The sequence below is a fragment of the Rothia dentocariosa ATCC 17931 genome (assembly GCF_000164695.2).
Lineage (GTDB): Bacteria > Actinomycetota > Actinomycetes > Actinomycetales > Micrococcaceae > Rothia > Rothia dentocariosa.
Genome location: NC_014643.1, coordinates 2,366,999 through 2,392,542, shown reverse-complemented (window position 1 = coordinate 2,392,542; position 25,544 = coordinate 2,366,999). Strand labels below are relative to the sequence as shown.

17 protein-coding genes and 1 CRISPR repeat array are annotated in these 25,544 nt (G+C 54.3%); of the genes, 11 read left to right on the top strand and 6 right to left on the bottom strand.

The genetic code is table 11. The features are described from left to right. Nucleotides 1-72: 72 nt before the first annotated feature. Together HMPREF0733_RS10195 and HMPREF0733_RS10190 are read right to left on the bottom strand one after the other, a co-directional pair. Nucleotides 73-3,003, bottom strand: coding sequence for an alpha/beta fold hydrolase (locus HMPREF0733_RS10195; protein ID WP_041321808.1), 2,931 nt, complete (start codon nt 3,001-3,003; stop codon nt 73-75). 133 nt (nt 3,004-3,136) lie between these two features. After that, on the bottom strand, nt 3,137-4,210 hold the full coding sequence (locus HMPREF0733_RS10190; RefSeq protein ID WP_004004880.1) for a 3-oxoacyl-ACP synthase III: 1,074 nt from the start codon (nt 4,208-4,210) through the stop codon (nt 3,137-3,139). A 444-nt stretch (nt 4,211-4,654) separates the two neighbouring features. Between HMPREF0733_RS10190 and smc the strand changes: the two genes are divergently transcribed. After that, nucleotides 4,655-8,272, top strand: coding sequence for a chromosome segregation protein SMC (gene smc, locus HMPREF0733_RS10185; protein WP_013399237.1), 3,618 nt, complete (start codon nt 4,655-4,657; stop codon nt 8,270-8,272). Between the two features lie 83 nt (nt 8,273-8,355). Here smc and HMPREF0733_RS10180 read toward each other — a convergent pair whose 3' ends face one another. Then, on the bottom strand, nt 8,356-9,840 hold the full coding sequence (locus tag HMPREF0733_RS10180) for an MFS transporter (protein WP_041322146.1): 1,485 nt from the start codon (nt 9,838-9,840) through the stop codon (nt 8,356-8,358). A 392-nt stretch (nt 9,841-10,232) separates the two neighbouring features. Between HMPREF0733_RS10180 and ftsY the strand changes: the two genes are divergently transcribed. Next, complete coding sequence (gene ftsY / locus HMPREF0733_RS10175) at nt 10,233-11,348, top strand: signal recognition particle-docking protein FtsY (protein WP_004004877.1); 1,116 nt, start codon at nt 10,233-10,235, stop codon at nt 11,346-11,348. A gap of 142 nt (nt 11,349-11,490) precedes the next feature. Here the strand turns inward: ftsY and HMPREF0733_RS10170 are convergent, their stop codons facing one another. Continuing rightward, nucleotides 11,491-11,940: an NUDIX hydrolase gene (locus HMPREF0733_RS10170; protein WP_013399234.1), complete on the bottom strand. Its 450-nt coding sequence runs from the start codon at nt 11,938-11,940 to the stop codon at nt 11,491-11,493. 188 nt (nt 11,941-12,128) lie between these two features. On the opposite strand from HMPREF0733_RS10170, the gene ffh reads away from it, so the two are divergent. The 7 genes from ffh to trmD all read left to right on the top strand — a co-directional run bounded on the left by ffh (nt 12,129) and on the right by trmD (nt 19,665). Continuing rightward, a complete protein-coding gene (gene ffh / locus HMPREF0733_RS10165; RefSeq protein ID WP_013399233.1) occupies nt 12,129-13,715 on the top strand; it encodes a signal recognition particle protein in 1,587 nt (528 codons plus the stop codon). 406 nt (nt 13,716-14,121) lie between these two features. Beyond that, a complete protein-coding gene (locus tag HMPREF0733_RS10160; protein WP_013399232.1) occupies nt 14,122-16,533 on the top strand; it encodes a hypothetical protein in 2,412 nt (803 codons plus the stop codon). Nucleotides 16,534-16,585: 52 nt separating this feature from the next. Continuing rightward, entirely contained in the window at nt 16,586-17,071 is a 486-nt protein-coding gene (locus HMPREF0733_RS10155; protein WP_013399231.1) for an NUDIX domain-containing protein, read from the top strand. 203 nt (nt 17,072-17,274) lie between these two features. Continuing rightward, nucleotides 17,275-17,706, top strand: a complete 432-nt coding sequence (gene rpsP / locus HMPREF0733_RS10150; RefSeq protein WP_013399230.1) for a 30S ribosomal protein S16 — start codon at nt 17,275-17,277, stop codon at nt 17,704-17,706. Between the two features lie 2 nt (nt 17,707-17,708). Beyond that, a complete protein-coding gene (locus tag HMPREF0733_RS10145; protein WP_004004867.1) occupies nt 17,709-17,951 on the top strand; it encodes an RNA-binding protein in 243 nt (80 codons plus the stop codon). Nucleotides 17,952-18,141: 190 nt separating this feature from the next. Beyond that, nucleotides 18,142-18,780, top strand: coding sequence for a ribosome maturation factor RimM (gene rimM, locus HMPREF0733_RS10140; RefSeq protein WP_013399229.1), 639 nt, complete (start codon nt 18,142-18,144; stop codon nt 18,778-18,780). Nucleotides 18,781-18,783: 3 nt separating this feature from the next. Beyond that, the gene (gene trmD / locus HMPREF0733_RS10135; protein ID WP_013399228.1) at nt 18,784-19,665 is read left to right on the top strand and encodes a tRNA (guanosine(37)-N1)-methyltransferase TrmD; all 882 of its coding nucleotides are present in this window, start codon (nt 18,784-18,786) and stop codon (nt 19,663-19,665) included. A gap of 53 nt (nt 19,666-19,718) precedes the next feature. Here the strand turns inward: trmD and HMPREF0733_RS10130 are convergent, their stop codons facing one another. Both HMPREF0733_RS10130 and HMPREF0733_RS10125 read right to left on the bottom strand, forming a co-directional pair. Further along, entirely contained in the window at nt 19,719-20,357 is a 639-nt protein-coding gene (locus HMPREF0733_RS10130) for a hypothetical protein (RefSeq protein ID WP_041321806.1), read from the bottom strand. A 15-nt stretch (nt 20,358-20,372) separates the two neighbouring features. Next, nucleotides 20,373-20,786 carry an MmcQ/YjbR family DNA-binding protein gene (locus tag HMPREF0733_RS10125; protein ID WP_041322143.1) on the bottom strand — a complete coding sequence of 138 codons (414 nt, stop codon included), beginning with the start codon at nt 20,784-20,786 and terminating at the stop codon, nt 20,373-20,375. A 180-nt stretch (nt 20,787-20,966) separates the two neighbouring features. Between HMPREF0733_RS10125 and ettA the strand changes: the two genes are divergently transcribed. Together ettA and cas7g are read left to right on the top strand one after the other, a co-directional pair. Beyond that, nucleotides 20,967-22,646 (top strand): energy-dependent translational throttle protein EttA, encoded by a 1,680-nt coding sequence (gene ettA, locus HMPREF0733_RS10120; protein ID WP_013399225.1) that lies wholly within the window; start codon nt 20,967-20,969, stop codon nt 22,644-22,646. 259 nt (nt 22,647-22,905) lie between these two features. Continuing rightward, nucleotides 22,906-24,113: direct repeats of the CRISPR family, unit length 36 nt; unit sequence GTCTCACCCATGAGAATGGGTGACTTTCATTGAGGG. A gap of 267 nt (nt 24,114-24,380) precedes the next feature. Next, entirely contained in the window at nt 24,381-25,544 is a 1,164-nt protein-coding gene (cas7g, locus tag HMPREF0733_RS10115; protein WP_013399224.1) for a type I-G CRISPR-associated RAMP protein Csb1/Cas7g, read from the top strand.

Below are 25,544 nucleotides of genomic sequence, written 5' to 3'. Positions count from 1 at the left end.
ATATGCGAAAACACAACGGGAGAACAATGTCAGGCGGATTTCCTGCGTATCCTCTCACCGCTATCTTAAGAACTAAGCACCCGCAAGTACCTTTGAAGCCCACTCGCCAAGGGCAGGCCTATCAATCTTCGAGTTATGGCGAATATCGGTCGGATGCTCCTTAATAACCAACACAGACGCCAGCTCGATACCAGTATCCTCCTGAACGCGCTCGCGGATCTGTCGACTCAGATCGAATGGTGCCTGACCCTGCTTGAGTTTACGGTTGGCGGTCTCAATGACGAGCACGGGTGCGGCTGTGCCTGCAGGACCGACCGAGACCAGTGCGGCACGGCGAACTGCATCCAAGGTCTCAGCGGACTGCTCAGCGGCAACCGGGGTCAGTACACCTTGGGCAGTCAAAAGGACATGCGCTAAGCGCCCCTCAACCCAGAGACGACCGGCAGCATCCAGATGCCCCACATCGCCGGTGTGATGCCAACCAGGGGTTGAAATCGATTGTTCTTCGGTCACCCAGAGGGTATCGTAACGGTCTTTTACATGGGGAGCCGATACCAAAATCTCACCGGTCACACCCGGTTCGTGAGTCATCTCCGAAGCCACGGTTCCATCCTCCTGCAAAGGAGCGATCGCCACCGCCGCACCATATACCGCGTACCCTACACATACCCCGTCTCGTGCAAAAGGATCAAGAATATCGCCCTCGGCATTCGGGGTTCCCTCAGCTAGTGCCTGGCGAATCATATCCAAAGATACATCGGTAACCGGCAACCCCTCGGTCATGCCATAAGGGGTGTGCAGTGAGGCATGAGGCACCAGCTTCGAGAGTTCGTCAAGCAGGGGAACAGGAATAGGCGCCCCAGCCGACAGCACGGTGGTGACCTCCGCTAGGGCTGCGCGCTGCGAATCGGTGAGTTCGGAGGCGCTTGCCACCACGTTCACGAGTGCCGCAGGGGAGGCGAAGACGGTGGATGCGCCAATCGCCTCGGTCGCGGAGGCTAACGCGGTTGCGGTGAGCGTCTTGGGCTTGGTCACGTCCATCTTTGGGGTAACACTCGTAGCGCCCAGTGCCGGGCCTAGGAGTGCGAAGGGTGCGAATCCAGCTACCAGACCTGACCCGGACTTGAATCCGTAGGTGTTGACGATGGCATCGCGCATACCCGCCAGCTGGCGCTGGGTGTACACAACACCCTTTGCGGGGCCGGTTGAGCCGGAAGTGTACAGGACAGCGGCATCCGCATCCGGATCGGGGTCGGGGAACTCGATAACCGCAGGAGTGGCAATAGGGGCGCTGAGTGTGTTTTCGGATGTTTTAGAACGCGCCGAACGTTTATGAGCGGGCTCAAAGACAGAACCTTCTACACCAAGCACCCGATCCTGGAACTTACCGAGCGGTTCTACGGAAATGCGGTGCCCGGGCCACAACAGGGATCGTGCGGCGGCGAGAGCGGCGGGAATGCCCACAATAAATTGCGGGTTGGCTCCCTTGAGCGCGCGTGTGAGGCCGGTAAGCCCCAAACCGGTATCCGCCACCACAATGACTGCGCCCAGTTTAAGGCACGCATAAATAAGCGTTGTCAGGCGTGACCCAGGTGGCACCATCAGATTCACACGGTCACCGGGACGTACCCCTAGGGCGTGCAGGCGCGCCACCGCCGCATCCACATGCGTTGCGAGCTGCTGCCACGTAAGCTGTGCTGCAACCTGGGTGCCATCGCCTGCGGAGTCCATATCTACAATTGCGAGTGAGGTGTCCTGCGCGCGTTCGTTCAACGCCGCTATCATCGGGCGGAATTCTTCGTGTGCTTCTTCTTCGGAAGTTTTCAGATTCCGAATACGTTCGTCCAAAGCTCGCCGCGCCTCACGATGCTGTGCCTCTGCGTTGACCGGCTTCTCTAGATAACCCTCAACGAGTGCGCCGAAGTTCTGCCCCAGCCAAGCAAAGATAGGGGCGGCGATATCTTCATCTTCGGCAACTAGGTGCGATGCCTTTTCGTAGCGGTGCACCTTGGCCTGGGGAAAACGATCCATCAGATCGAAGAGGTAGCGCCGCTGAAAAACCGGGTCTTTAGTACCCCACTGGAAGAACGCGGGAACCTTCAAATCCCGAACACCTTCCGCAATGCGCACCATATGAGCGTATGAGGGTATATCGGTTCCCGTGGGAATATCGCCCACAAAATTGCGGATACCTTCGCGCCACGCCGGATGCACATAAGGCGCCCGGTAGGTGCGGCGAATTCCCTCGTGAAGTTTGCTGGGGTAAAGCGCACGCGGTTGGGATTCCTGTGGCCCGGCTAGAGCCCGTTCCGAAGAGCCTGGCTCACCTTCGGAGGGCGCCCGGCCCTGGTTCTGTGCCAGCCCCAGAGTAACGTCTAGAAAAGCTGTAGAGTCTCGTGTACCCAGCTCGTGAACCCCCAAAGCTAGGCGCAGCGCCGCCGGGATGCGCTCAACACCATCGTGATGTACGGCTGTGTTCGTGAGCATGACGCCCGAAAGAATATTTTGGTGTTCAATCGCCCAGCCCAGCGAGATTAAACCGCCCCAGTCATGGGCGAGGGTCACCACCGGTTTATCGGTTTTATCCAGCCCGAGTTCGCGGGTAAAATCGCTCAAGTCTGCTATGCGGTCTTCAAGCGAGCGCCGTTCGTCCTCCAGATCGAGGTGAGTGCGTTCGGAGTACCCCATATCGAGCTGGTCGACAGCGATAACACGCCACGGCGCTGTACTGTTCACGCCGGCATCGAGTACGGTACGCCACAGATACGACCAGGTGGGGTTGCCGTGTACGCACAGGATCGTGCCGATAGGGTCAAGCCCATGTTCCTGAAGCGCTGGCGTATTGTCGAGGTAATGCCACCGTCGTGCCTGCGCCTGGGCGGCCCGCACCTCAATCGGGGCGGTGGTAGGTACCTCAAGCATGTGCGAGTAGCGAGGATCAACGCCCGTCCACTCGTGTGGGTTATATGGTGGTTGGGTCTTCGGGAAGTTAAGGTGGCGCATATACTGTCCTTGCTGTTGCGACGGCTCGTCGCCGGTGATATTCAGAGTACCTTGGTGTGGGGCTATGTACCGATACAGTGAGGAGCCCCGCACCTGCCGAGGCTCCCACGCGATGAGACGATACTAATTCACATTACCAGTCGATTTCCATGAGCGCAGTATTCAAACCGGAACCCACACCCATGCATAGAATACGGTCACCTTTTTTATAGGTGGGGGCGCATTCCGCAAGAGTCATAGGCAGTGCCGCTGCCGCTACGTTACCCCAAACGGGGAAAGTCAGCGGAATACGGTCGCGTTTAATTCCTACGGCTTCGATAATAGCGTTGGTGTGGGCATTAGAAATCTGGTGAGTCACATAGGAATCCATATCGGTCCACTCCCAGCCGTCCTCATGAGCTTGTTCCCAAGCCTGAGCTACCAGCTGCAGACCATGCTCAAGAAGACCAGCGGCATCAGTATTCATGCCCTGATCAGCTTCACCGCCAATGCACAGATTACGATGCTCAGTTCCTGCACGCGATACCGAACCGATGATGCGGTGCCCTTCGGGATGCGCATCTGCCTTACCGAGTACCGCCGCCGCCGCGCCCGAGCCGAGGGTGAGGGTAGCAAACTGGGCGAGCACATCCTCACGAGATGTATGAGGCTGGCTCAAAATCCGCAGGGCGGTACGATGCCACGGGGAAGGATCTTCACCGGCAACAACGAGAGCATAGTCAATGGCACCGGAATCGATCATCGTAGACGCCACAGTCATAGCGTTTACAAACCCTAGGCAGGCATTCGTAATATCGAAGTTTAGGGCGTGACGAGGCAGATTAAGGCGGTCATGAATACCCACAGATACTGCGGGTTCAAAATTATCGCGGGTTACAGAAGCATTAATAAGCAGCCCCACTTGGTCCCGGTCAACCTTCGCAGCTTGAAGCGCTTTCTCTGCTGCAGCAACGGCACCATCTTCAAAAGTTTGGCCCTCAGCCCAGCCACGACGTTCGCTAATACCCGCCAGACGCTCCAGTAACCCCTTAGGCATCTTCAGACGCTTATAGGTGTTGGACAATTGTTCGTCAAAATATGAGCTTGTAACTACACGGGGAGGAAGTTCATGCGCGATAGAAAGTAAAGCAGCGTTACGATGCCGGATATCAGAATTTACGCCGGGCTTATCTGCGTCAGAAGTCGCGGCTGCAGTGTGTTCGGACAATCTGTATGACCTTTACAGGGAGGTACGTCTATGATGGGTACAACGAAGAAATAGCGGAGGCGCTGGTACGCTCCCCGCATCGTCGACTTAGTTAAATCTACCGTACCCGCGCCCTAAAGTCCGAAATTCCGCATTCATGACTCCGTGCGCCGCATGGCAGACACCCCTAGAATATCAAGGCGTAAAGTTATTGTGCAGCCCTTGGCGGCTTCGAGATACGGAATATTCGTTCACCTATCGCTTAAGACCTTCAACTGGAAGCCGACGCTTCCCGGCAGTTCAGGATGCAAACTTTCCTAAAGCCGGGCAACGTCCGTTGTGCGTCCTTAAAATCTGGATAAGCTCGTTTCATGCCCGGAACGCTGATGATGCATCTGAGTACAATAGAACTACTCTGCGCCTGCTAAAACCCCGGCGCGGTTTCCACCCGATGAAAGGCAATCCGTGCACCTGACTTCGCTCACCCTACGCGGCTTCAAGTCTTTCGCATCGTCCACCACATTTGAATTCGCACCCGGCATTAACGCTGTGGTAGGACCTAACGGCTCGGGAAAATCCAATATTATGGATGCGCTCGCCTGGGTTATGGGGGAGCAGGGGGCAAAAACTCTGCGCGGTGGTTCCATGCAGGATGTTATTTTTGCGGGTTCTGGTACGAGTGGAGCCGAAAACGGCGGAAAATCCCAATTAGGGCGTGCCCAAGTTGTTTTGCGCCTAGATAATACAGATGGTGCGCTGTCGATACCCGCCGACACTGTCGAAATCTCACGTACTATGTTCCGTGCCGGTGGCAGCGAATATGAGATTAATGGGTCGCCTGCTCGTCTGTCCGATGTGCATGATATTCTCGCGGAAGCTGGAATGGGGCGTGAAATGCATGTGCTTATCGGGCAGGGTCAGCTCGATAAAATTTTGCACGCTTCTGCTGCCGAACGCCGCGAAATTATGGAAGAGGCCGCCGGAATCCTAAAATACCGCCGCCGCCAGGATAAAACCGCCCGCAAACTTGAGGCCATGAGTGCTAATCTGACCCGCCTGAACGACTTGGCTGCCGAGCTCAGCAACCAGTTGGAACCGCTCGGGGATCAAGCAGAATCTGCAGCAACCGCGCGTGAACTGCAGGCGCGTATCCGCGAACTGCACGGCATACTAATCACCCGAGAAACCCATGCGCTCAACGCCCAAGTACAGGAACAGACCCGGCGACTTAGCGATACGAGTGAGCAGGCGCATGAACTCGATGAAAGCCGCGAAAAAATACGGACGCGGCGAAAAACCCTCGACGAGAACCTTGAGGCAGCACGCCGCGAGCAAACGGAGGCGAACGCTCACCTTGCGCGCATCCGCGAGCTTGTGGCACGGGTTAACGCGGTAATTGCGGTAGCGGCTGAGCGTGCCCAAGCGGAAGAAAACGCTCCTGCTCTTGAAGACTATCGGCAGGAAGTTGAGCGCTGTGCACAACGCCTTGCAGAGGATGAAAAAAATCGTGACAGCGCGGCTGTTGAGCACGAAAAAGCGCAGACGGAGGCTCAGGAATCTGAACGTCGAGTACAGGAACTTACAAGTGCTCTCGCCACATTGGAAAACACCCGTGCTCAACACGAGGCTGAGCGTGACCGCGCTAGAAAACGCCGTGCCGAACTTGCTGAAGCTACCGCCGTGGCACGCGCCACCTATGAACGCGCTTGTGCCATGGAAGAGACCCGCCGTGCTGAACACGAAGACTTGAATGCTGAATCTACTCGTTTGGTCGAGACCGTGGCACACTCGGAGGTTGCCCTGCAGACAGCTGCAGCGGAAGAAGAAACTCACCAGCGGGATCTCACCGCTGCCGCTAGTGCACGAACTAAAGCCGAAGAAACCCGTGAAAAGGCCAGTGCCCAGGTATTAGAGGCCTCCCAAACATACGCTGGCGCCCATGAACGCGCCGCAACTCTGCGAGAAGCCCTTGGGCAAAGCCTAGAGATAGGCGACAATCTCTCGGAAGTACATCTCGATCAGCTCGTGCGTGTTTTTGAGGTTCTTACCATCGAGAAAGGCTGGGAGCGCGCCGCCTCTGCCGCACTGGCTGCCTTTGCATTGGCGGCAATTAACGCCCCGCAAGACACCCATATTTCTCGTCTTATCTCTGATGTTGGGAAGAAGACAGCGAAGACTAAGAAGACATCTCGAAAGACAGAAGAATTAGCGGAAAAAACTCTGGATCTTTCAGATGTGCCAGATGCCGTAGCGGCGCTTACAGTCATTACTCCTGTCACAGACTCGGCAGAGAATTTACTCGATAAATCTGCCCGCACAGCTCTTAACGCGGCACTCTACGCCCGCCTGCACGGAGTTTACTTTGTGCAGGATGCGCCCGCAGCTGCCTTAGCACTTACCGCCGGCGCTTACCGTGTTTACGACAGGCAGGGAATCGAATACACCGCCTACAGTGTTCTGCACCCGGCACACGAACAGAGTGCCCTCGAACTTGCCGCCGCCGCGCAGACCTCCCGTGACGACGCCGAAAAAGCTCTAGCAAAACTCAACCGTGCCAAGAAAAAGCTTACGACTGCCGAACGCGCTCTCACCGATGCACTCGATGCGGAACGCGGCACCGCCAAACTTCTAGGCGAATCCCGTGCCGCCCGCGCCCGCGCCGAGGCGGAGCATGCACGCATCCTAAGTCGATCCGAAAGTCTGCATGCCGAGATCGCGCGTGCTGCCGAAAAACTGCACCATGCCGCAGATGAAGCACAGGAACTTCAGAGCGCATACCAACAGACACGCGACGAGCTGACCGCCCATGAAGAAGCTCGTATAACGCATAGCATCATGGGGAGTGCAGAGGCCGAAGCCGACAGTACCCCGGATAACCCCGTCGATCTCGAAGGCTCTCTCGCGCAGGCACGCAAAACACTGCATGAGGCAGAACAGCATCATGCCCGCATCCAAGCCACGGTTGCACAACGGGCTGCCGAGATGCGCGCCGCACAAGTTTCGGCGGAACGCGCCCGAGAGATCCATGCTCGTGCCGAGCAGGCTCTCACCGCAGCGCAGGCAGCGTGCGAGCAAGCGCATCGCCTAGCTACCGCAGCACGTTCACAACAGCGTCAAGCTCACGCGCTAGCTGATGCTCTAGCTGCTGAAGCAGAAACCTGGAAAAAACGTCTTGACGAAATCGCTCACAGCATGGGCGAAACCGCCGAACAACGTGCCGAAACCTACACCGAAGAACAAGACCTTGCGACGGCCCATCAAGCAGCCCTCGCCCTCATCTCGCGCGCCGAAACCGAACTCGCACGCCTCGAAATCCGTCGTGAAACTCTGGCAGAACGCTCACGGCTTCTGACCCAGCTGCCTCTCGACGAAATTCTGCAGACACACCCCAACCCAGACGAAAACGCCGAAGATTATGTACCCACCGAGACCATTCAAACACGGCTTGCTGCCACCGAACGCGAACTCGAAAAGCTCGGCAAAATCAACCCCCTCGCCCTCGAAGAATACGAAGCGCTTAGCGAACGACACACCTACCTGCGAGAACAAATCGCTGACCTCAAAAAATCTCGCGGCGATGTCATGACCGTCATGGACGAAGTCACCACCCACATAGCCGAAGTTTTCACGCAGGCATTCAACACCGTAAACGAGCATTATGAACGTATCTTCGGCATACTTTTCCCCGGAGGCGAGGGACGCCTGGAACTCTCCGACCCTGACGATATTCTTAACTCAGGCGTAGATATTTATGCCCGTCCGGCTGGCAAAAAAGTCAAACGTCTCTCGCTTCTTTCCGGAGGGGAACGATCGCTCGCATCCCTGGCGTTGTTAATCGCCATCTTTATGGCAAGCCCCTCACCGTTTTATGCCCTTGATGAGGTAGAAGCAGCCCTTGACGACCGCAACCTAGGGCGAGTCCTCACAGTACTGCAAGAACTAGGGGAGCGCTCGCAGCTCATCGTGGTAACCCACCAAAAACGTACGATGCAGATTGCACAAACCCTTTATGGCGTTTCGATGCGCAACGGTGTTTCGACTGTAATCTCACAAAATATGGATGAGCTGCGCGAGCTGCTCTAACGTTTTCTAGGCGCAAAATAAAATACTGTGGGCTAAGAATGCTCGAAGATGTTCTTAGCCCACAGTATTTTGTGAATGTTCCCCTACCTTCCGGTATAGTTCTCATCCGCCAGTTCGCGGGGCCAGTGTGGAGTACGGAACGGTAGCCAGGTGAGTGAAGCTGCCAGGAGTAAACCTCCGCAGAGCATGAATGCAGGTGTGAAGCCCCACGTATCGGCAACAGCACCGGCGAGAAGCGGGCCCAGAATCATGCCGAAATCACTATGCATTTGGAAAGTTGCAAGCACGGGTGCTCCATCGCGTTTGCTACCGATCACATCGGCAACAGAGGCTTGCAGCGAGGGCGTGATCAGTGCGGCACCAGCACCCATACCCACGATGAGAGCCACAAGCATCCAAGGCGCCGAAGAAATACCAATAGTCGAAATGGCGGTTCCGGCGATAAGCAAACCGATAAAAATCATGATGCGCCGCCCCAAGTTGTCTGATAGACGCCCCGAAACGGTTTGGGTAAGAGCATTTGCTAACGAACCAACCGCCATCACCGTAGAGGCAAGGACGGTTCCCTCCGGTGCCCTAGACGCATCGCCGCCCGTCGCCAAATACGCCGCGAGCAGAGGAATCAGAGAAGACTGTATGCCTAAAACAGCCCAGCCGATCGTAAAGTTCGTGAAAAGCGCCGATCGATAGTTCGTAAATTTGAGTGCTTGCCGAACGGTCATCGTGGCTGGCATAGGGGGTTTCTGCCGGGGTGATTCCTTGCCCGAAGCCGGTACATCGGTTGCAGGAGCATCGTTAGTATCGGGGGAAGCTTTGGAGCCAGTATCATGCTGGGTGGGAAGACTATATGCCTCACGTTCGGCATCGATCTGATCAGCAGGAGGCATCATGAACCAGACGATAGCCCCAGCTACCAGCAGAGAGCAGCCGTAGAGGGCAAATGGCAGGCGCATCCCCAAGCCGCTGAGCGCACCGCCGACGACCGGCCCCATAATGTTCCCGAGCAGGAATGCGGTAGCGTAGTATCCCGAAACCCGCCCGCGCATATGCGAAGGTGCTAAACGCACCAGAAGACCCATCGCAGAAACCGTGAACATGACCGAACCAATACCTGCGAATGCGCGCGAAGCCAGCAGCACCCAGTAATCCCAGGCAGCGGCATTTACGAAGGACGAAACCGCCACAATAACCATGCCGCAGGTGTAGATAGGGCGCTCACCAAACCGTGAGATGAGCTTGCCCGCACCCGGTGCGAAGACTAACCGCATGGCTGCCAATGCCGAGACCACAATCGTTGTTGCCGCTACTCCCACGTTAAAGCTACGCGCAAAACTAGGGAGTACAGGTGCTACGAGTCCGTACCCGAGCGCGATCATAAAAGATGCGGCAATGAGTACCTTCAACCCGGTAGGAATACGAGTTTTTGCGGGGGTTTCAGGCGGTGCACCTTCAGCTTCGTCAGCCTTCGTGAGCTGGATGCGCCTGCCGCTCTCATCCTCAATAGTTGCGGATGCGATGGCATCCGCTCCGGGGCTGACGATAGGGATCGCACCGGTTGCTGCACTCATGTAGTCCGGTGTGCATTGCTGCGTGCTGCCGGTATTGGAAGGTTCTTTCTTCCCGGTATCCTGCTGAGTTTCTGCGGGGGAGGAGCCTTGGGACTGTGCGTTGTGTTCGTGCGGGGTCATAACTCTTTCTGAGTATTTGGCGGTAGAACCACCCTGGCAGCGAAGCTGCCGTGCGTGTTGGTTAGGGGGAGCGCATCAGAATCTTGCCTGATACCGCTCGCTCTCACTAGTCTACTCTTCATAAGAATCGTCAGGCAGGAGAATTTTGTATGTTCCTCGCCTACCGCGAAACGCCTGAGTGAAGAATTATTTTATGCGGAAGCGCACGCTATGGAATTGTTTTTCCTGCGCAGTCCCCTTTTCATCTTCATACCAGCCGGTAAGCTAGTAGTGTGAATGAATCAATGTGGATAATCCTGGCAGTTGTGCTGGGTGTATTAGTGATTGCTGGCGTCATTTTCGCCTTTACACGCGGTGCTAAAGCGCCGCGCGGCGGGTATCCGAGCACACGTGATGCTGATGATACGCAGGCGGAAGACACATCGGAAGAGACCGAGCAACCAGCCTCCCGTTACGATATTCCTGATCCTTCGGCGGGGCGTCTGGTGCGGCTGCGTGCCCGTTTGGCGCGGTCGAACAACATGCTGGGCAAGGGGCTTTTGGCTCTGCTCTCACGAGATCGCATCGATCAGGATGTCTGGGATGAGGTCGAAGAGACTCTGCTCATGGCTGATTTGGGTGCTGAGCCGACAACCCGTTTGGTGGAGGCGCTTCAGAAGCGGGTGCGTGTGGAGGGAACCGATAACCCTGCCGCCGTGAAGAAGATGCTTCATGAAGAGCTTCTTGAGATTATCGGTCCCACAATGGATCGTGAGTTAAAGACCGAGGGCACCGACGGTAATCCCGGCGTGGTGCTTGTGGTCGGCGTGAACGGCGTAGGGAAGACCACGACGGTCGGTAAGATCGCCCGTGTGATGGTTGCGGACGGAAATTCGCTTCTGCTGGGCGCGGCTGATACCTTCCGTGCTGCGGCTTCCGAACAGCTGACGACTTGGGGTGACCGCGTGGGCGTGAAGACCGTGCGCAGCGAAAAGGAAGGTGCTGATCCTGCCTCTGTTGCTTTCGACGCGGTGAAGACCGCTAAGGCTGAGGGTATCGGCACGGTGCTGGTCGATACCGCGGGTCGCCTACAGAATAAGGCTGGGTTGATGGATCAGCTCGGCAAGATCAAGCGCGTGATTGAGAAGGAAGCCCCCGTGACCGAGGTGCTTCTGGTGATTGACGCAACCACCGGGCAAAACGGTATGGTGCAGGCGAAGGTTTTCGGCGAAATCGTGGACGTGACCGGTATTGTGCTCACCAAGCTCGACGGCACCGCAAAGGGCGGCATCGTGGTGGCTATTCAGGAAGAATTGGGTGTTCCCGTCAAGCTCGTGGGACTCGGCGAAGGCCCGGACGATCTGGCCCCCTTCGACCCCGAAGGCTTCGTGGATGCGCTTCTCGATTAGCGGCTGAACCCTGCTCTTGTGCGTCGTGCATTTTAGCGGAGCATATCAATGAGGCGATATTTCCGGGAGCGTTTTCTTCATCTTAAATTGTTACCAGATGAAGAAAACGCTCCCGATTTGTGTATTCGCTTGCCAGAACACCCTATTCATGGGTTGCCAGGTGCTTGAGTTTTCCGTTCCACTGCGGCAGCTCATGTGTAAGAAACTCTGGTTTGAGCGGATAATCCGCCAGGGAATCGAGCGGCAGCCAGGCACAGGGGTAGCGATGCTCCTCTTCGCAGGTGGTTATCGGAACCGCTTCAGAATCAATCTCCACGAGGTAGTGAAATTCAATGCGGTGGTTTGGTATATCGTGCACTGTGAAAAGGTGCTCTCCTACGAACGCAAGCTTCCGAACCGTGCAGCCGATGCCTAGTTCTTCGCGTACTTCGCGACGCACCGCATCCGCGCTGTGCTCACCAACTTGTACAGCGCCGCCGGGCACAAAATATTTGCCGTCGTGACTGTAGGTCAAGAGCTTACCGGCGTGTATGATCAGTGCCGAAGCTCGCACACCGTACTGATATTCTGCAGCTGTCGTTCGAAAATCCATACCTTTATTATCTAACTGCGTATTGTATACAGTTTCGCCAAACGCTCATTGGAGGGTGTCATCGACAGTAGATCTTGGCACATCCTGTATCCTTGAAGATTGAGTAAGCATCTTAAAAATGGGCGACCATCTTGGGTTCAAGCTGGGTGCAGTCCGTTTCCTCGACGATAAGAAAGTGATCACGGCTCGTGTTCAATTCTCTCTCTGACCGTTTGACGGCAACCTTTAAAAACCTGCGTGGCAAGGGCCGCCTCTCTGAGGCAGACATTGACGCAACCGTCCGCGAAATTCGCCGCGCCCTGCTGGATGCGGATGTCGCCGTGCCTGTTGTCCGTGAATTCGCTGCACATATTAAGGAGCGCGCCCTCGGTGCTGAGGTCTCAGAGGCACTCAACCCTTCACAGCAGATCGTCAAGATTGTAAACGAAGAGCTTATTACCATTTTGGGTGGGCAGACTCGCCGCATTAACATGGCGAAGACCGGTCCCACCATTATTATGCTGGCTGGTCTGCAGGGGGCTGGTAAAACTACGCTGGCGGGTAAACTCGCGAAGTGGCTCAAGGGGCAGGGGCATACCCCCATCCTGGTGGCATCTGACTTGCAGCGCCCAAACGCGGTAACCCAGCTGAAGGTTGTGGGCGAGCGCGCGGGCGTACCCGTTTTCGCGCCCCACCCGGGCGTGACCAGTGAATTTGATACCCCTACTGGCGATCCTGTGCAGGTTGCACGAGATGGCGTTGCTGAAGCGCGTGCGAAGCTCCATGACGTGGTGATCGTTGATACTGCAGGCCGTTTGGGTGTGGATGCTGAACTCATGCAGCAGGCGCGTAATATCCGCGATGCTATTGAGCCTCAAGAAGTCCTGTTCGTAATCGACGCGATGATTGGTCAGGACGCCGTGAATACCGCAAATGCCTTCAACGAGGGTGTGGACTTTACCGGCGTAGTGCTCTCTAAACTTGATGGTGACGCCCGTGGTGGTGCGGCTCTTTCCGTTGCTTCGGTTACCGGCAAACCGATTATGTTCGCATCCACGGGTGAGAACGTGGATGATTTCGAGCAATTCCACCCCGACCGTATGGCCAGCCGCATTCTGGATATGGGCGATGTGCTCACCCTGATCGAGCAGGCAGAGGCCACGTGGGATAAGGCAGAAGCCGACCGCATGGCCAAGAAATTCATCGATCAGGAAGACTTCACCTTTGATGATTTCTTGGCGCAGATGCAGCAGATTCGCAAGCTGGGTTCCATGAAGAAACTTCTCATGATGATGCCCGGTGCCGCCCAGATGCGCCAGCAGCTAGAGTCTTTTGATGAACGCGAAATTGACCGCGTTGAAGCTATTGTACGTTCGATGACCCCGCATGAACGTGTGGCACCGAAGATCATTAACGGCTCACGCCGTGCGCGTATCGCGAAAGGTTCGGGCGTGACTGTTTCTGAGGTGAATCAGCTCATGGAGCGTTTTGCTCAGGCACAGAAGATGATGAAGAAGCTTGCCACCGGCAAGATGTCTGGTATGCCCGGCGGCATGCAGATGCCCGGTATGGCCGCGGCTGGCGGAAGTAACCGTAAAAAGAATAAGAAAAATAATAACAAGAAGAAGGCGGGTCGCTCAGGCAACCCCATGAAGCGTAAGCAACAAGAGGCAGAGGCACTTGCCGCTCAGAAGGCACGCCAGGGCGCGGCTTTCGGGCAGCAGGCGCAGCAGCAAGAAGATCTTGATCTTTCGAAGATGAATCTGCCGAAGGGCTTTGAGAAGTTCCTACAGTAGAGAGACTGTGAAATGGTGTTCGCGGTGTTCTGGCGGCTTTATGAAAGAGCCGTCAAACATCGTGAACGTTGTTTGACAAGAATTTACCGGTGTATGAAGACGACTCACTCCGTATTCACACATCATGAAGACATACGCGTTACTCTGGTATAGAGGATTCGATAATACCGCGCCTATGACACACACCATCAGGTCACGTGCTGCAGGCTGAAAACCTGCATGAGAAAACGGATCCGATTGATAGGCGTGGAATGCAGATCTCTACAGTGTGCATCCGATGATTCGTAACGCCGTTTCTCACCGGCGATGCCCTAAAAGCGAACTGCGCCTACAAATTAGCAGAAGGCTTTACGGTGTTAGTAGCGGGGCAGATGAGGCAAACGGCAGAACGCTATTAAGGGGAAGAATGCAGAACAACGAGCAACATCACCGAGAATCAGCGCAGGGCGGCGCTGAACAGAACGGTCGTGAGCGCCATGAAACTGCCAACCCTTGGACTTACACCAAGCCGGAGGCATCTGCCAGTCAAAATGGCCCCATCCCGGACTATTTATGGGTTCGCCTGTCTTTAGAGTATGGTGAAAACACCCCCGACATCGCCGGTTCTAAAGTGGTCTATTCCAGTGACTCTAGTGATGATGCTGATCCTGAAACTGCGGATGTTGCGAGCGCTATTATTGACCTGATCCGGCGGGCGAAACAACTTCATGAGGATAAAGAACACCGTATTGATCCGCGTGAAGTAGATGATGTTGCCGCCTCACTAGCCCATGATGATCTGACGGTCGAAGAACTTAACCAGATGTGGCAGGATACTCCGGCTCCCCAAGATCCGGATAGCTCCGAGGAAAACGGCGAACATTATTCGGCTCCTCAGCATGACCATGCGGGTTCTCCCGAAGAAATCTTTGATGTGACTTTTTCTGACGTTGAGGATGAGAACCTGCACCGTCGCCGCATGTTGGCGCGCGCCGCCAGCGATCATGATGTGATTCAGGCTCTTATAGAGCTGACTCGGGAACGACCCGAACTTATCGCCTATGAGATGGGCGAGCGTGAAGTTCAGATATATGTTTTGTGTTCGCTTAATCCCGCAGGTTACCTGAACGTTTTGCATGTGGCACACGGACAGATTCGCAAGGGTGAACCCTTGGAAGAATACGTTGAGTGGCTTCTTGAACGAATGCCAGTAACCGGTATTGCTCTTGAAGAAGAACCAGGGATGTGGGTACCGGTACCGCATGATGTTTACCAGATCGAATTTTTAGTTGATGGCGATGCTGCGGCGCTTCTAGATATTAACCTGGATGCACTCACCAGCATGCTCCTCACCCAGCCGGAACGCCAGATTGTCGCAGCCCCGGCAGGAACATGGACGATTATTAGCGGCGATCCGCATGACATTTTGGCTGTTATCGCCGAAGCAAAGTGTCATGCCTTGATTGCGGAGGGGAATGCGCATCAACAGCATCTCATCTTTATGGAGGCCCCTCAAGAGCTAGAGCAGAACGAGAACGCACCTGCCTGGATGTTGGGCGAGCCGGAGGAGAAGGACTCGACCATTCTGGAGTTCTTCTGGCAGTCTGTTCCGAAGACCCTCACACGAACTATGACTCGTGAACATTGCGATTCTTATGAGGGATCTTTAGAAGATATTCTGACGAGTCTGCCAGGTTTGCCGCCCGAGCCTTTTGGTCTGGACCAAGACGAGCTTACTCGCTCTATTGTTGAGCTTTCCCTGCTTTTCGGCGTTCCTTCTGGAACTTCTGCGGGAAGGCGCCTTGAAAGCTATCTGCGAGATACGAAGAACACTCTTGCTCTCGAATCGGTGCTTCAGCTATTGCACGTTCCCGTTGAGCTGGCAGCGGTACCGACGGAAGGGCTTGAGATCGGTGCTATTGGAACCGCTCGTGTATTTGGCGAAGACCCTGCTGAATTGCTGGCGGCACCTCATGACGAAAGTTCGTCTCAAGCAGACATGGATCCGGCACAGAGTGACGATAACTCACTGTCTGCGCATTACCAGTCCGATAAACTTCCCGATATAGAGGCTTTAAAACGTAGCTATCGTCTGGTAGCTACAAACCGCCGTGTGACTCTTGCGGAGTGGCTTGCTGCGTCTCAAAGCGGCGAGATTCCTTACGAATATACTCATGTGGGTACCACCAAACAACGTGATAATCAGCAGAAAGAGTCTTTGGTGAAAAAGCCTTCCTCAAGTCCGCGTGTGGATGCGTATAGTCCTAGCGGTGCATCAGGCAAAGCGGTCGTTGAGACGAACTCTTCAACGCATACAGTTCAGCCCGCACACTCGGAATCGCCTGGTGAGACTTCTGCTGGAAAAGATCCCAAAAATCGTTTGCTTACCCGTGTTTTTCGGGTGGACGGTACCGCGCAGTTGGGGCTGGCAACCGTGTTTTGGACTGTTGCGCGCCGCAAAAAAGCGCAGGGTAAGAGCGCCCCAATTTTGACAGCTCTGAGCACTGTTCTCGCAGCTGGCGGCACGAGTGAGATTCTCTTAGCGCCTCGTCTCGCTCGGCTTGCTGGCGAGAAACTTGATGAGCATCGCAGTAAAGAAGCTTCAGACGCTCCCGTAAACGCGGAGCTCGTGCGCCGGGGCGATAACCCGCAGGGCGCATCGTCGGAGGGGCTGCACCGGCGAACCTTGGTTGATGACCTGCGTGACGGCATCTACGTGGAAGCTCCGCGTAAGTCCCGCAAAGCCTGCTCGCAGGCCGCGAGTTCCACGTCAGATACTTCGTCCGCCACAGAGCTGGGGGAGAGGGTACGTCGTACCGTCCGTAAGTTCTTCTCTTAAAACCTTCAACGCTTGCAAGAACCATGCTTAAGTACAGACGAAAGCGGAATCTATGAAAGATACATATTTAAGCCATGAGGAACTGGTAGCTTTTATTGCAACACTTCCAACACGTCGACTTGCCGCCGGAGCGCTTATTCGCAATGAAGAAGGCGAACTACTTGTGGTGAAGCCGAACTACAAGGACGGCTGGATTCTTCCGGGCGGAACCGTCGAATCCGGCGAGGCACCGAAAACAGGATGTTTCCGTGAGGTTCAGGAGGAGCTGGGGCTTACCCTGACTCCGGGTCGTTTGGTGGCTATTTTCCATGGACTCGCATTAGGTGTCTGGGGTGATTCCACATATTACATGTACGATGCGGGCGTTATTCCGCGTGACACCCCCATTACTTTGCAGAATGATGAACTGGTGACCTATGAGTGGGTGGTCGGTGAAAACTTGGGCGATTATGCGCGCCCGGCGATGGTGAGGCGGCTGCAAGAAGCCTTGAAAGCCCTCGAAACCGGCGAAGTTCTTGAGATAAGCTCCGACGATTAACGCTATAACAGCGACATATGCCCGAAAACGCGAGGATCCGCTAGATTTAAATCGCCCTATTTGTTACCCTATCTGAGTACCCGACATTGCGTGACCCCTCTCTTCGCGCTTTGTTGTGTCCATAGAGACTTCGTGAACGGCCCGCCCCACGGGCGCTGAAGCGCGGTTTCGCACCAAGTATTGAAACAGGAGTAACCACTACAGTGGCTGTTAAAATTCGTCTCAAGCGTATGGGTAAGATCCGCGATCCTCGCTACCGTATTGTGATTGCGGATTCTCGCGTGAAGCGTGATGGTAAGACTATCGAAGAGATCGGTATCTACCACCCGACCGAGCAGCCCTCGCGTATCGAGATTAACTCTGAGCGTGCTCAGTACTGGCTGTCTGTTGGCGCACAGCCGACCGAACAGGTCTTGGCTCTGCTGAAGCTCTCAGGTGACTGGGCAACTTTCAAGGGCGAGAAGGCTGAGAACAGCATCAAGCCCGTTGAGCCTAAGGCTGAGTTCGTTGTCCCCCAGAAGGGTTCCGTTATTCTTCCTGAGGCTATCACCCCCAAGGCCGATAAGGCTGAGGAAGCAACCGAGGAGGCTCCTGCTGAAGCTGAAGCAGAGGCTGCCGAGGAAGCAGCTGAGTAATTATGTTGGCTGATGCACTCGAACACTTGGTTCGAGGGATTGTCGAGCATCCGGACGATGTGAAAGTGCGTTTGCGCCAGCAGCGCCATCGCGAGACGCTGGAGGTTCGGGTACATCCCGATGATTTGGGTCGAGTGATTGGTCGTTCGGGCCGAACCGCTAAGAGCATTCGCACCGTGATGGATGCGATTTCTGAGGGCGATCAGGTTCGGATCGATATTATCGACACCGACAGAAAACGTTAGCTGATATAGCATCAAGAGCGTTCCACCACCGAAAAGGTGTTGGAACGTTCTGCTTTAACCGTGAGAATTTTCATCAGGTAATTGCACAGCAGACAGGTACCTCCAAAGCTTGTGAGAGTCTGCGCTTTTTCGGACCTGCCGGTAGAATATTAGGTGTCTACAAGCCCCAGTTTTCCCAGAGGTTTACAACATGCAGGTTTTGGTTGCGCGCATCGGCAAACCGCACGGTATTCGCGGTGAAGTTACGGTTCAACTCTTCACAGATATCCCCGAGGAGCGCTTTGCCCCCGGAGAAGTTCTCGACTTGGAAAACTTCACCCCGAAAAGCCCTGTGGCTACTGTTGCACCAACGGGCAGGCTTAAAGTAGCGGGGCATCGTTGGAATAAAAAGATTCTGGTGGTGCGTTTTGAGGAAGTCACTACCCGCAACCAAGCGGAAGAGCTGCGGGGCAGCCGCCTGATGTTTGAAGTTCCCGAGGACGAAGATGATGAAGGCTTCTACGAACAGGAACTCGTGAACCTGCCCGTATATCTTCTGATGAAGGTTCCTGAGGGGGAGAACCCCGTCAATAATCCTAAAGCGGGGAAGCCTCTGGGGAAGGTTACCGGTCTGCAGACCATGCCCGCGCAGGATATACTGCTCGTTAAACTTGCTGCCGAGCACGGCGGTGACGAGATTATGATTCCCTTCGTCGAAGAAATCGTTCCAGAAGTTGTGACCACCGCTGAGGACGAACCCGGCTTCGTGCTTCTGACCCCGCCACCCGGTCTTATCAACGTGGCTGAAGCAGAATCTGCCGCATCGAACTCAGAAAATACGGGGGAGTAGCCTGTGCGCTACGACGTTATCACTATTTTTCCCGAGTACTTGACTCCGTTAGACCTCTCGCTGGTAGGGAAAGCCCGCGAAAACGGTTTGGTCGATCTGCGCGTGCATAATCTGCGTGACTATACCTTCGACCGCCACCACACGGTTGATGATACCCCCTATGGCGGTGGTGCCGGCATGGTCATGAAACCGGAACCTTGGGGGCTTGCGCTTGATGAAGTGCTCACGAATTCACCGCTGCAGGCAGGGGAAGAGCACCACGAAAATAATCGCGATGAGCCGGAAGAACAGCGAGAAAGAGCAGAGGAAAATTCGAGTCCTCAGAAACTCGTGCCTGCGCAGGATAATCGTCCTCTCCTGATTGTTCCTTCCCCAGCAGGCGCGGTTTTTAACCAGCAAATGGCTTATGAACTCGCTGAAGAACAGCATATTGCGTTTGCTCCCGCGCGCTATGAAGGTATTGACGAGCGTGTGCTCGACTGGGCACAAACCCGCTTCCGCGTGCTTCTCGTCTCGATGGGGGACTATGTGCTCTATGGCGGAGAGGTAGCGGTCATGGCGATGATCGAGGCTATTACTCGACTAATTCCTGGGGCATTGGGAAACCCAGAATCTCTTGCAGAAGAGTCGCACACCGGCGGGCTTTTGGAGTACCCGGTGTATACAAAACCGGCGCAGTGGCGCGACTACGAGGTTCCGCCTATCCTGCTGTCGGGCAATCACGGTGCTATTGCCAGGTGGCGGCGCGAGCAGCAGATTGAACGTACCATGAGTCGCCGCCCCGATCTTTTTGAGGCGTATCCTGAAGAAAATTGGGATAAGAAAGACCGGCGTTTTCTTGCCGAGCGCGGTGTGCATTTCCCCAAATCTCGCCAAGCAGACTAAACCGGAAGAGCTCTAACACGCAGCACCGTTGCATTCGTTGAAACCCCTTACAGTTAGGGGTTAAAACGTTCAAAGTCGAGAATATCGTAAACAACGGCGTGCCCCTGGATCCAATAAATCTTACTCGGAGCACCCGGATCTTCCGCAGGCTTATACCTACTGCCCAGAGCACGGGAGAGCGAGCCGCGCATCGACAATGATAACGGGCGGTGAGTACTCGTATGCTCGTAGCGGGCAAGATCTAGAGGTTCAGGGTCAGTAAATTCCTCTACCTGAGCGAGAGCAAGCATCCGATCTTCTAAACTACCGTGACGTTCCGCCGAAAAACCGGCATCCAACCAACTATCACGCAACTTGGAAGGCATCAGCTGAGGAACATCATCACGCTTCTCAAAACCGTGCGATTCGGGCGCCGGAATAACCGGCAGATCAGGCTCACGATAGATCATCAAAATTTCCAGCTCACCGCCTAGCTTACGGGCACGCAGAATTTCCTGGCGAATGTGCCGAACCGTTTTCTCAGGGCATGAAAAGCCCCACGGAACCGCAGGAATACCGAGAGCATGCGCCTTCTGAAACCTATCATAGGCGCGCAAGACCACCCCGCCGGTACGTCCATGCGCCATGTATGCATAGTTGTAATCAGCAGAAAGCTTCAGAAAAAGAACGGGATCGCTGGCAGGAATATACATGTGAGCCTGCAGTATCTAATGTTTTTCGGGAACCGGGCGCTCGCGGAATTCGATGGGGCGTTTTGCCTTGGGCAGGGCGTACATAATACGCAGGTAGGCATCTTCGATGAGCTCTTCAAGAAGCTGGCGTGTAACACCCTTGCCTGCGCCGACCGAAATCCAATGCCGTTTATTCATATGCCACCCTGGAATAATGCTTGGGTACATGCGCTGCAGAACCTCGGATTCTTCGGGGTCGGTCTTCAGATTCACGATCGGGTAGCCGATACCGTCCGTGTACATCGCAAAAATTTTGCCGCTAATGCGGTACACCGTATTACGTGGTCCGAAAGGCTGATCGGAGGTGGCCAACGGCATAGTAAGCGCAATCTGATCGACAACTTTATAGAGGTCTTCGGCGGTTATCTCATGAGAATTCGGTGTACCCATACCTTCGAGTCTAACGGCTGTTACACCGTAGTGAAAGGATTCAAAGTTTGGGAAAACCAAAACCAAACCGCCGGGGCGGTTTACATCTGTAGAACGTCGAAAACCCAGAAGGAATATACCCGTAAAATCTGCGGCGAAAACCGCGTGCGCATCCAAAGAATCACGGTAGAATAGAACACTATGGCTGAATTTATTTACACGATGACCAAAGCCCGCAAAACCGTGGGCGATAAGGTCATTCTTAACGACGTTTCCATGTCGTTCTTCCCGGGCGCCAAGATTGGTATGGTTGGTCCCAACGGCGCCGGTAAGTCGACCATCCTGAAAATCATGGCTGGCTTGGATCAGCCCTCGAACGGCGAGGCACGCCTCTCGCCCGAATACAGCGTAGGTATTCTGCTTCAGGAACCGCCGCTGAACGAAGAGAAAACCGTGCTCGGCAACGTCGAAGAAGGCGTGGGCGAGATCAAGGCGAAGCTGGACCGTTTCAACGAAATTTCCGCGCTCATGGCTGAACCTGACGCCGATTTTGATGCCCTCATGGAAGAAATGGGTAAGCTGCAGGAAGCTATCGATGCCGCAAACGCCTGGGATCTAGACTCCCAGCTGGAACAAGCTATGGAGGCGCTGCGCTGCCCACCCGCCGACGCCCCCGTCACCCACCTCTCCGGCGGTGAGCGCCGCCGCGTGGCACTGTGCAAGCTCTTGCTGCAGAAACCAGACCTGCTTCTGCTCGACGAGCCCACCAACCACCTAGATGCTGAGTCGGTGCTGTGGCTTGAGCAGCATCTGCAGTCCTACGAAGGCGCGGTCATCGCGATTACTCACGACCGCTACTTCCTAGACCACGTTGCCGAATGGATCGCCGAGGTTGACCGTGGCAACCTCTACCCTTATGAAGGCAACTACTCCACCTACCTTGAGAAGAAGCGTGCCCGCCTTGAAGTTCAGGGCAAGAAGGACGCGAAACTCGCTAAACGCCTGAACGAAGAACTAGAGTGGGTGCGCTCAAACTCGAAGGGCCGTCAGGCGAAGTCGAAAGCACGTTTGGCACGTTATGAAGAGATGGCGGCCGAGGCTGAGAAGACCCGCAAACTCGATTTTGAAGAGATTCAGATTCCGCCGGGACCGCGCCTGGGCAACCTGGTGATTGAGGCCGAGAACCTGCAGAAGGGTTTTGACGGGCGCTCGCTCATTAACGGTCTGTCGTTCTCGCTGCCGCGGAACGGCATTGTGGGTGTGATTGGCCCGAACGGTGTGGGTAAATCGACCCTGTTCAAGACCATCGTCGGTTTGGAAGAGCTTGACGGCGGATCGCTCAAGGTCGGCGAAACCGTGAAGATTTCCTATGTTGACCAGAACCGCTCCAACATTGATCCCGAAAAGAGCCTCTGGGAGGTTGTCTCGGACGGTCTGGACTATATTCAGGTTGGCAATGTTGAGATGCCTTCGCGCGCCTATGTTTCGGCGTTCGGGTTCAAGGGACCTGACCAGCAGAAGAAAGCGGGTGTACTCTCTGGTGGTGAGCGTAACCGCCTGAATCTGGCGTTGACCCTCAAACAGGGCGGAAACCTGCTGCTGCTGGACGAGCCCACCAACGACCTTGATGTGGAAACCCTGGCGTCGCTTGAGAACGCTCTGCTGGAATTCCCCGGATGCGCCGTCGTCGTCTCCCACGACCGTTGGTTCCTCGACCGCGTGGCAACCCACATCCTCGCATGGGAAGGCACCGAAGAAAATCCGGATCAGTGGTACTGGTTCGAGGGTAACTTCGAGTCTTACGAGAAGAACAAGATCGAACGTCTGGGACCGGAAGCTGCGAAGCCGCACCGCGTGGTGCACCGCAAGCTTACTCGCTAGGTTAAGAAAGATAAATGCCCCGCTTGTCCGCTATTTCTGCCGGATGTGCGGGGTATTTTACTTTGGATTGTTTCGAGGAACGCGAGCACCTAGTACTTACCGAAAATCCTGGGTTTCGCTCGCGTGAATGAAACACCTTGTCAGAGTCGTTTTGTGTCTGAACGATTGCCTCCGATAGACTGAATAATATGAGCGCTTGTCCCTACGCTCGCGAAAGCGCCTGAGAGACCAGGAATTTACTGGATATTTTTTAGGTGCTGTCTCACCCATGAGAATGGGTGACTTTCATTGAGGGAGCCTAGAAGCAATGACCGTGCTGTGGGAAAAAGGTCTCACCCATGAGAATGGGTGACTTTCATTGAGGGCAGCACAAAACACAGGTCTTAGCGGCTAAATGGGCAGGTCTCACCCATGAGAATGGGTGACTTTCATTGAGGGGGAACAACTTTTTTGCCCGCGCGAATGATGCCCGCGCGTCTCACCCATGAGAATGGGTGACTTTCATTGAGGGATTGAGGGTCAGAAAGGCTTACGGGACGCAATTCGCGGTCTCACCCATGAGAATGGGTGACTTTCATTGAGGGAGCGGTGACGGAGGCAGCAGAGTTAGCTGACACGTATGTCTCACCCATGAGAATGGGTGACTTTCATTGAGGGGAGCCATCCGAAAAACAGCTCATTAAATTAGCGCAGCAGGTCTCACCCATGAGAATGGGTGACTTTCATTGAGGGACTCGGTTGAGCAGTCTGCTGCATTATCTTTTCCTTCGTCTCACCCATGAGAATGGGTGACTTTCATTGAGGGAGAATCCGCAATAGACTGTATAGCGCCTGATACGTCAGTCTCACCCATGAGAATGGGTGACTTTCATTGAGGGAGAATCCGCAATAGACTGTATAGCGCCTGATACGTCAGTCTCACCCATGAGAATGGGTGACTTTCATTGAGGGTGGATACCTTGGGCGATGGAATCCAGTTTCTTGTTAGTCTCACCCATGAGAATGGGTGACTTTCATTGAGGGGCAGTAGCCAATAGAGATGTATCAAGGAGGTCTTGCGTCTCACCCATGAGAATGGGTGACTTTCATTGAGGGAGAGCAGGAACCTTACGGGCTGAACACTAAGTTCGCGGCGTCTCACCCATGAGAATGGGTGACTTTCATTGAGGGGCGAATTCAGACGGGCAGATGCTACTAATGTCGTAAGGGTCTCACCCATGAGAATGGGTGACTTTCATTGAGGGTGCGTATTCGACAACGTCGTGATACCACGATTACGATTGTCTCACCCATGAGAATGGGTGACTTTCATTGAGGGCACAGTTCCTTTAACGGCGTAACTGCCGCAGGGTTTACGTCTCACCCATGAAAGTAGGTGACTTTCATTGAGGGACGTTGAGCATGCGGGTCTTCACGTCATGGCGGGCCCGTGTCTCACCTGTGAGAACAGGTGACTTTCATTGTTGATACCTAAGATGGTTCCGAGGTGCTCAGAACCCAGGCTTAACACGAGAAATATGTAGGAAGAGAGATATGACGAAACATAAAGCATAGCTTCATAAATACTGATACTATAAAAAGTACAGAGTTGTTGGTTTACATTTGAAACTCACCTCAAAACCCACTTCTCTCAAAAGCATTTCGTGCGCTGCGTATAAAGCCTTTCAGACTTTATCGTAAACACAAGCAATATAAGTAGAACAATAGCGTTCTACATTAGGTTAGGAGAATTCCGTGTCAATTTCGGATAAAGCTAATATCAGCTTCGAAGATTTGAAGGAAGCATGTGCCGCTGGTGGTGCCTCAACCTTGGTTTCGGTAACAGAGCTTAAACCTGCTGCAGGAGAACATGCATCGATCGCTCCAGCTAAATTTATTGAGGACTCAAAGCCAGTATTCGCCTTCGAGACCCGATTTATTGATGGTAAAGCTGCCCGGGTGGTACTCATTGATAGTAAGCAATCACAGCTGAACCGTGCTGAAGCTGCTATTATGCAAGATATCCGTGCAAACGCCCAACCATTAGCAAACATTCCGCGCATTGAGGTTAGTTATGATGCAGGGAACGTGTATGGGGGAGATGAAGAAGGCACACTTTCTTTTACAGACTTAGAACTTCCTCACCGTTTTGCTGACGGGCACATACGCTTTGGAACTATTGAAGGTGTTTTAGCGACAGAACACGAATCCTACCGTGCTCTTCGTAATGCTACTCCTGCTGACCTAAGCGCGATACTTAGTACCACACCCGCGTCAGCTCTTTTCGGTGCTTGGGATGCTCACCGTAAGGTTCGTCAGCTACGTCTTCGGAGTGCGCTCGTGGGTGAGATTATTGGCGTTCTCGCAGATCAAGAGCATGATGGTAAAGAACAAATATCTCATCGTGGTGGTGCCCGTATAGATCCCATAGCTATGGGAATTAAAGTGGGCAAAGTTGAAAGGAAACCATCCACAGATGGTCTTGGAGGGCTCCCGCCTACGCTTGATAATGATAACTTGGGCGGGGTTTCTTGTAGCAAAATAATTCGCTCATGGGTATTAAGCTTTGCTACTCTACGTCAGCTTCGTTTTGGCAGCGATAACGAGAAAAATATCGTTGGACGGGCGCTTCTTGCTGCACTTGGCCTCGTATCCATATCGCGAGCTGAGAATGAACTATACCTTCGTGCTAACTGTGATCTCGTGGAAGCAAATTATCCACTTGTTACATTAGATGCACGGTATGGGCATAAGCGTGATCTCAACCCTATTACGACTGGTGTCGCTGACGACATACTTACGGAAGCAATAACCGAGGCAAAAAAGCTGGGAGTAGTTGATTGGAACGGTCAAATTCTTAAGGTATCTGGCAATGATGACCTTAAAGCTGCTGCATACGAAGAAGTAAAGAAGAAATAG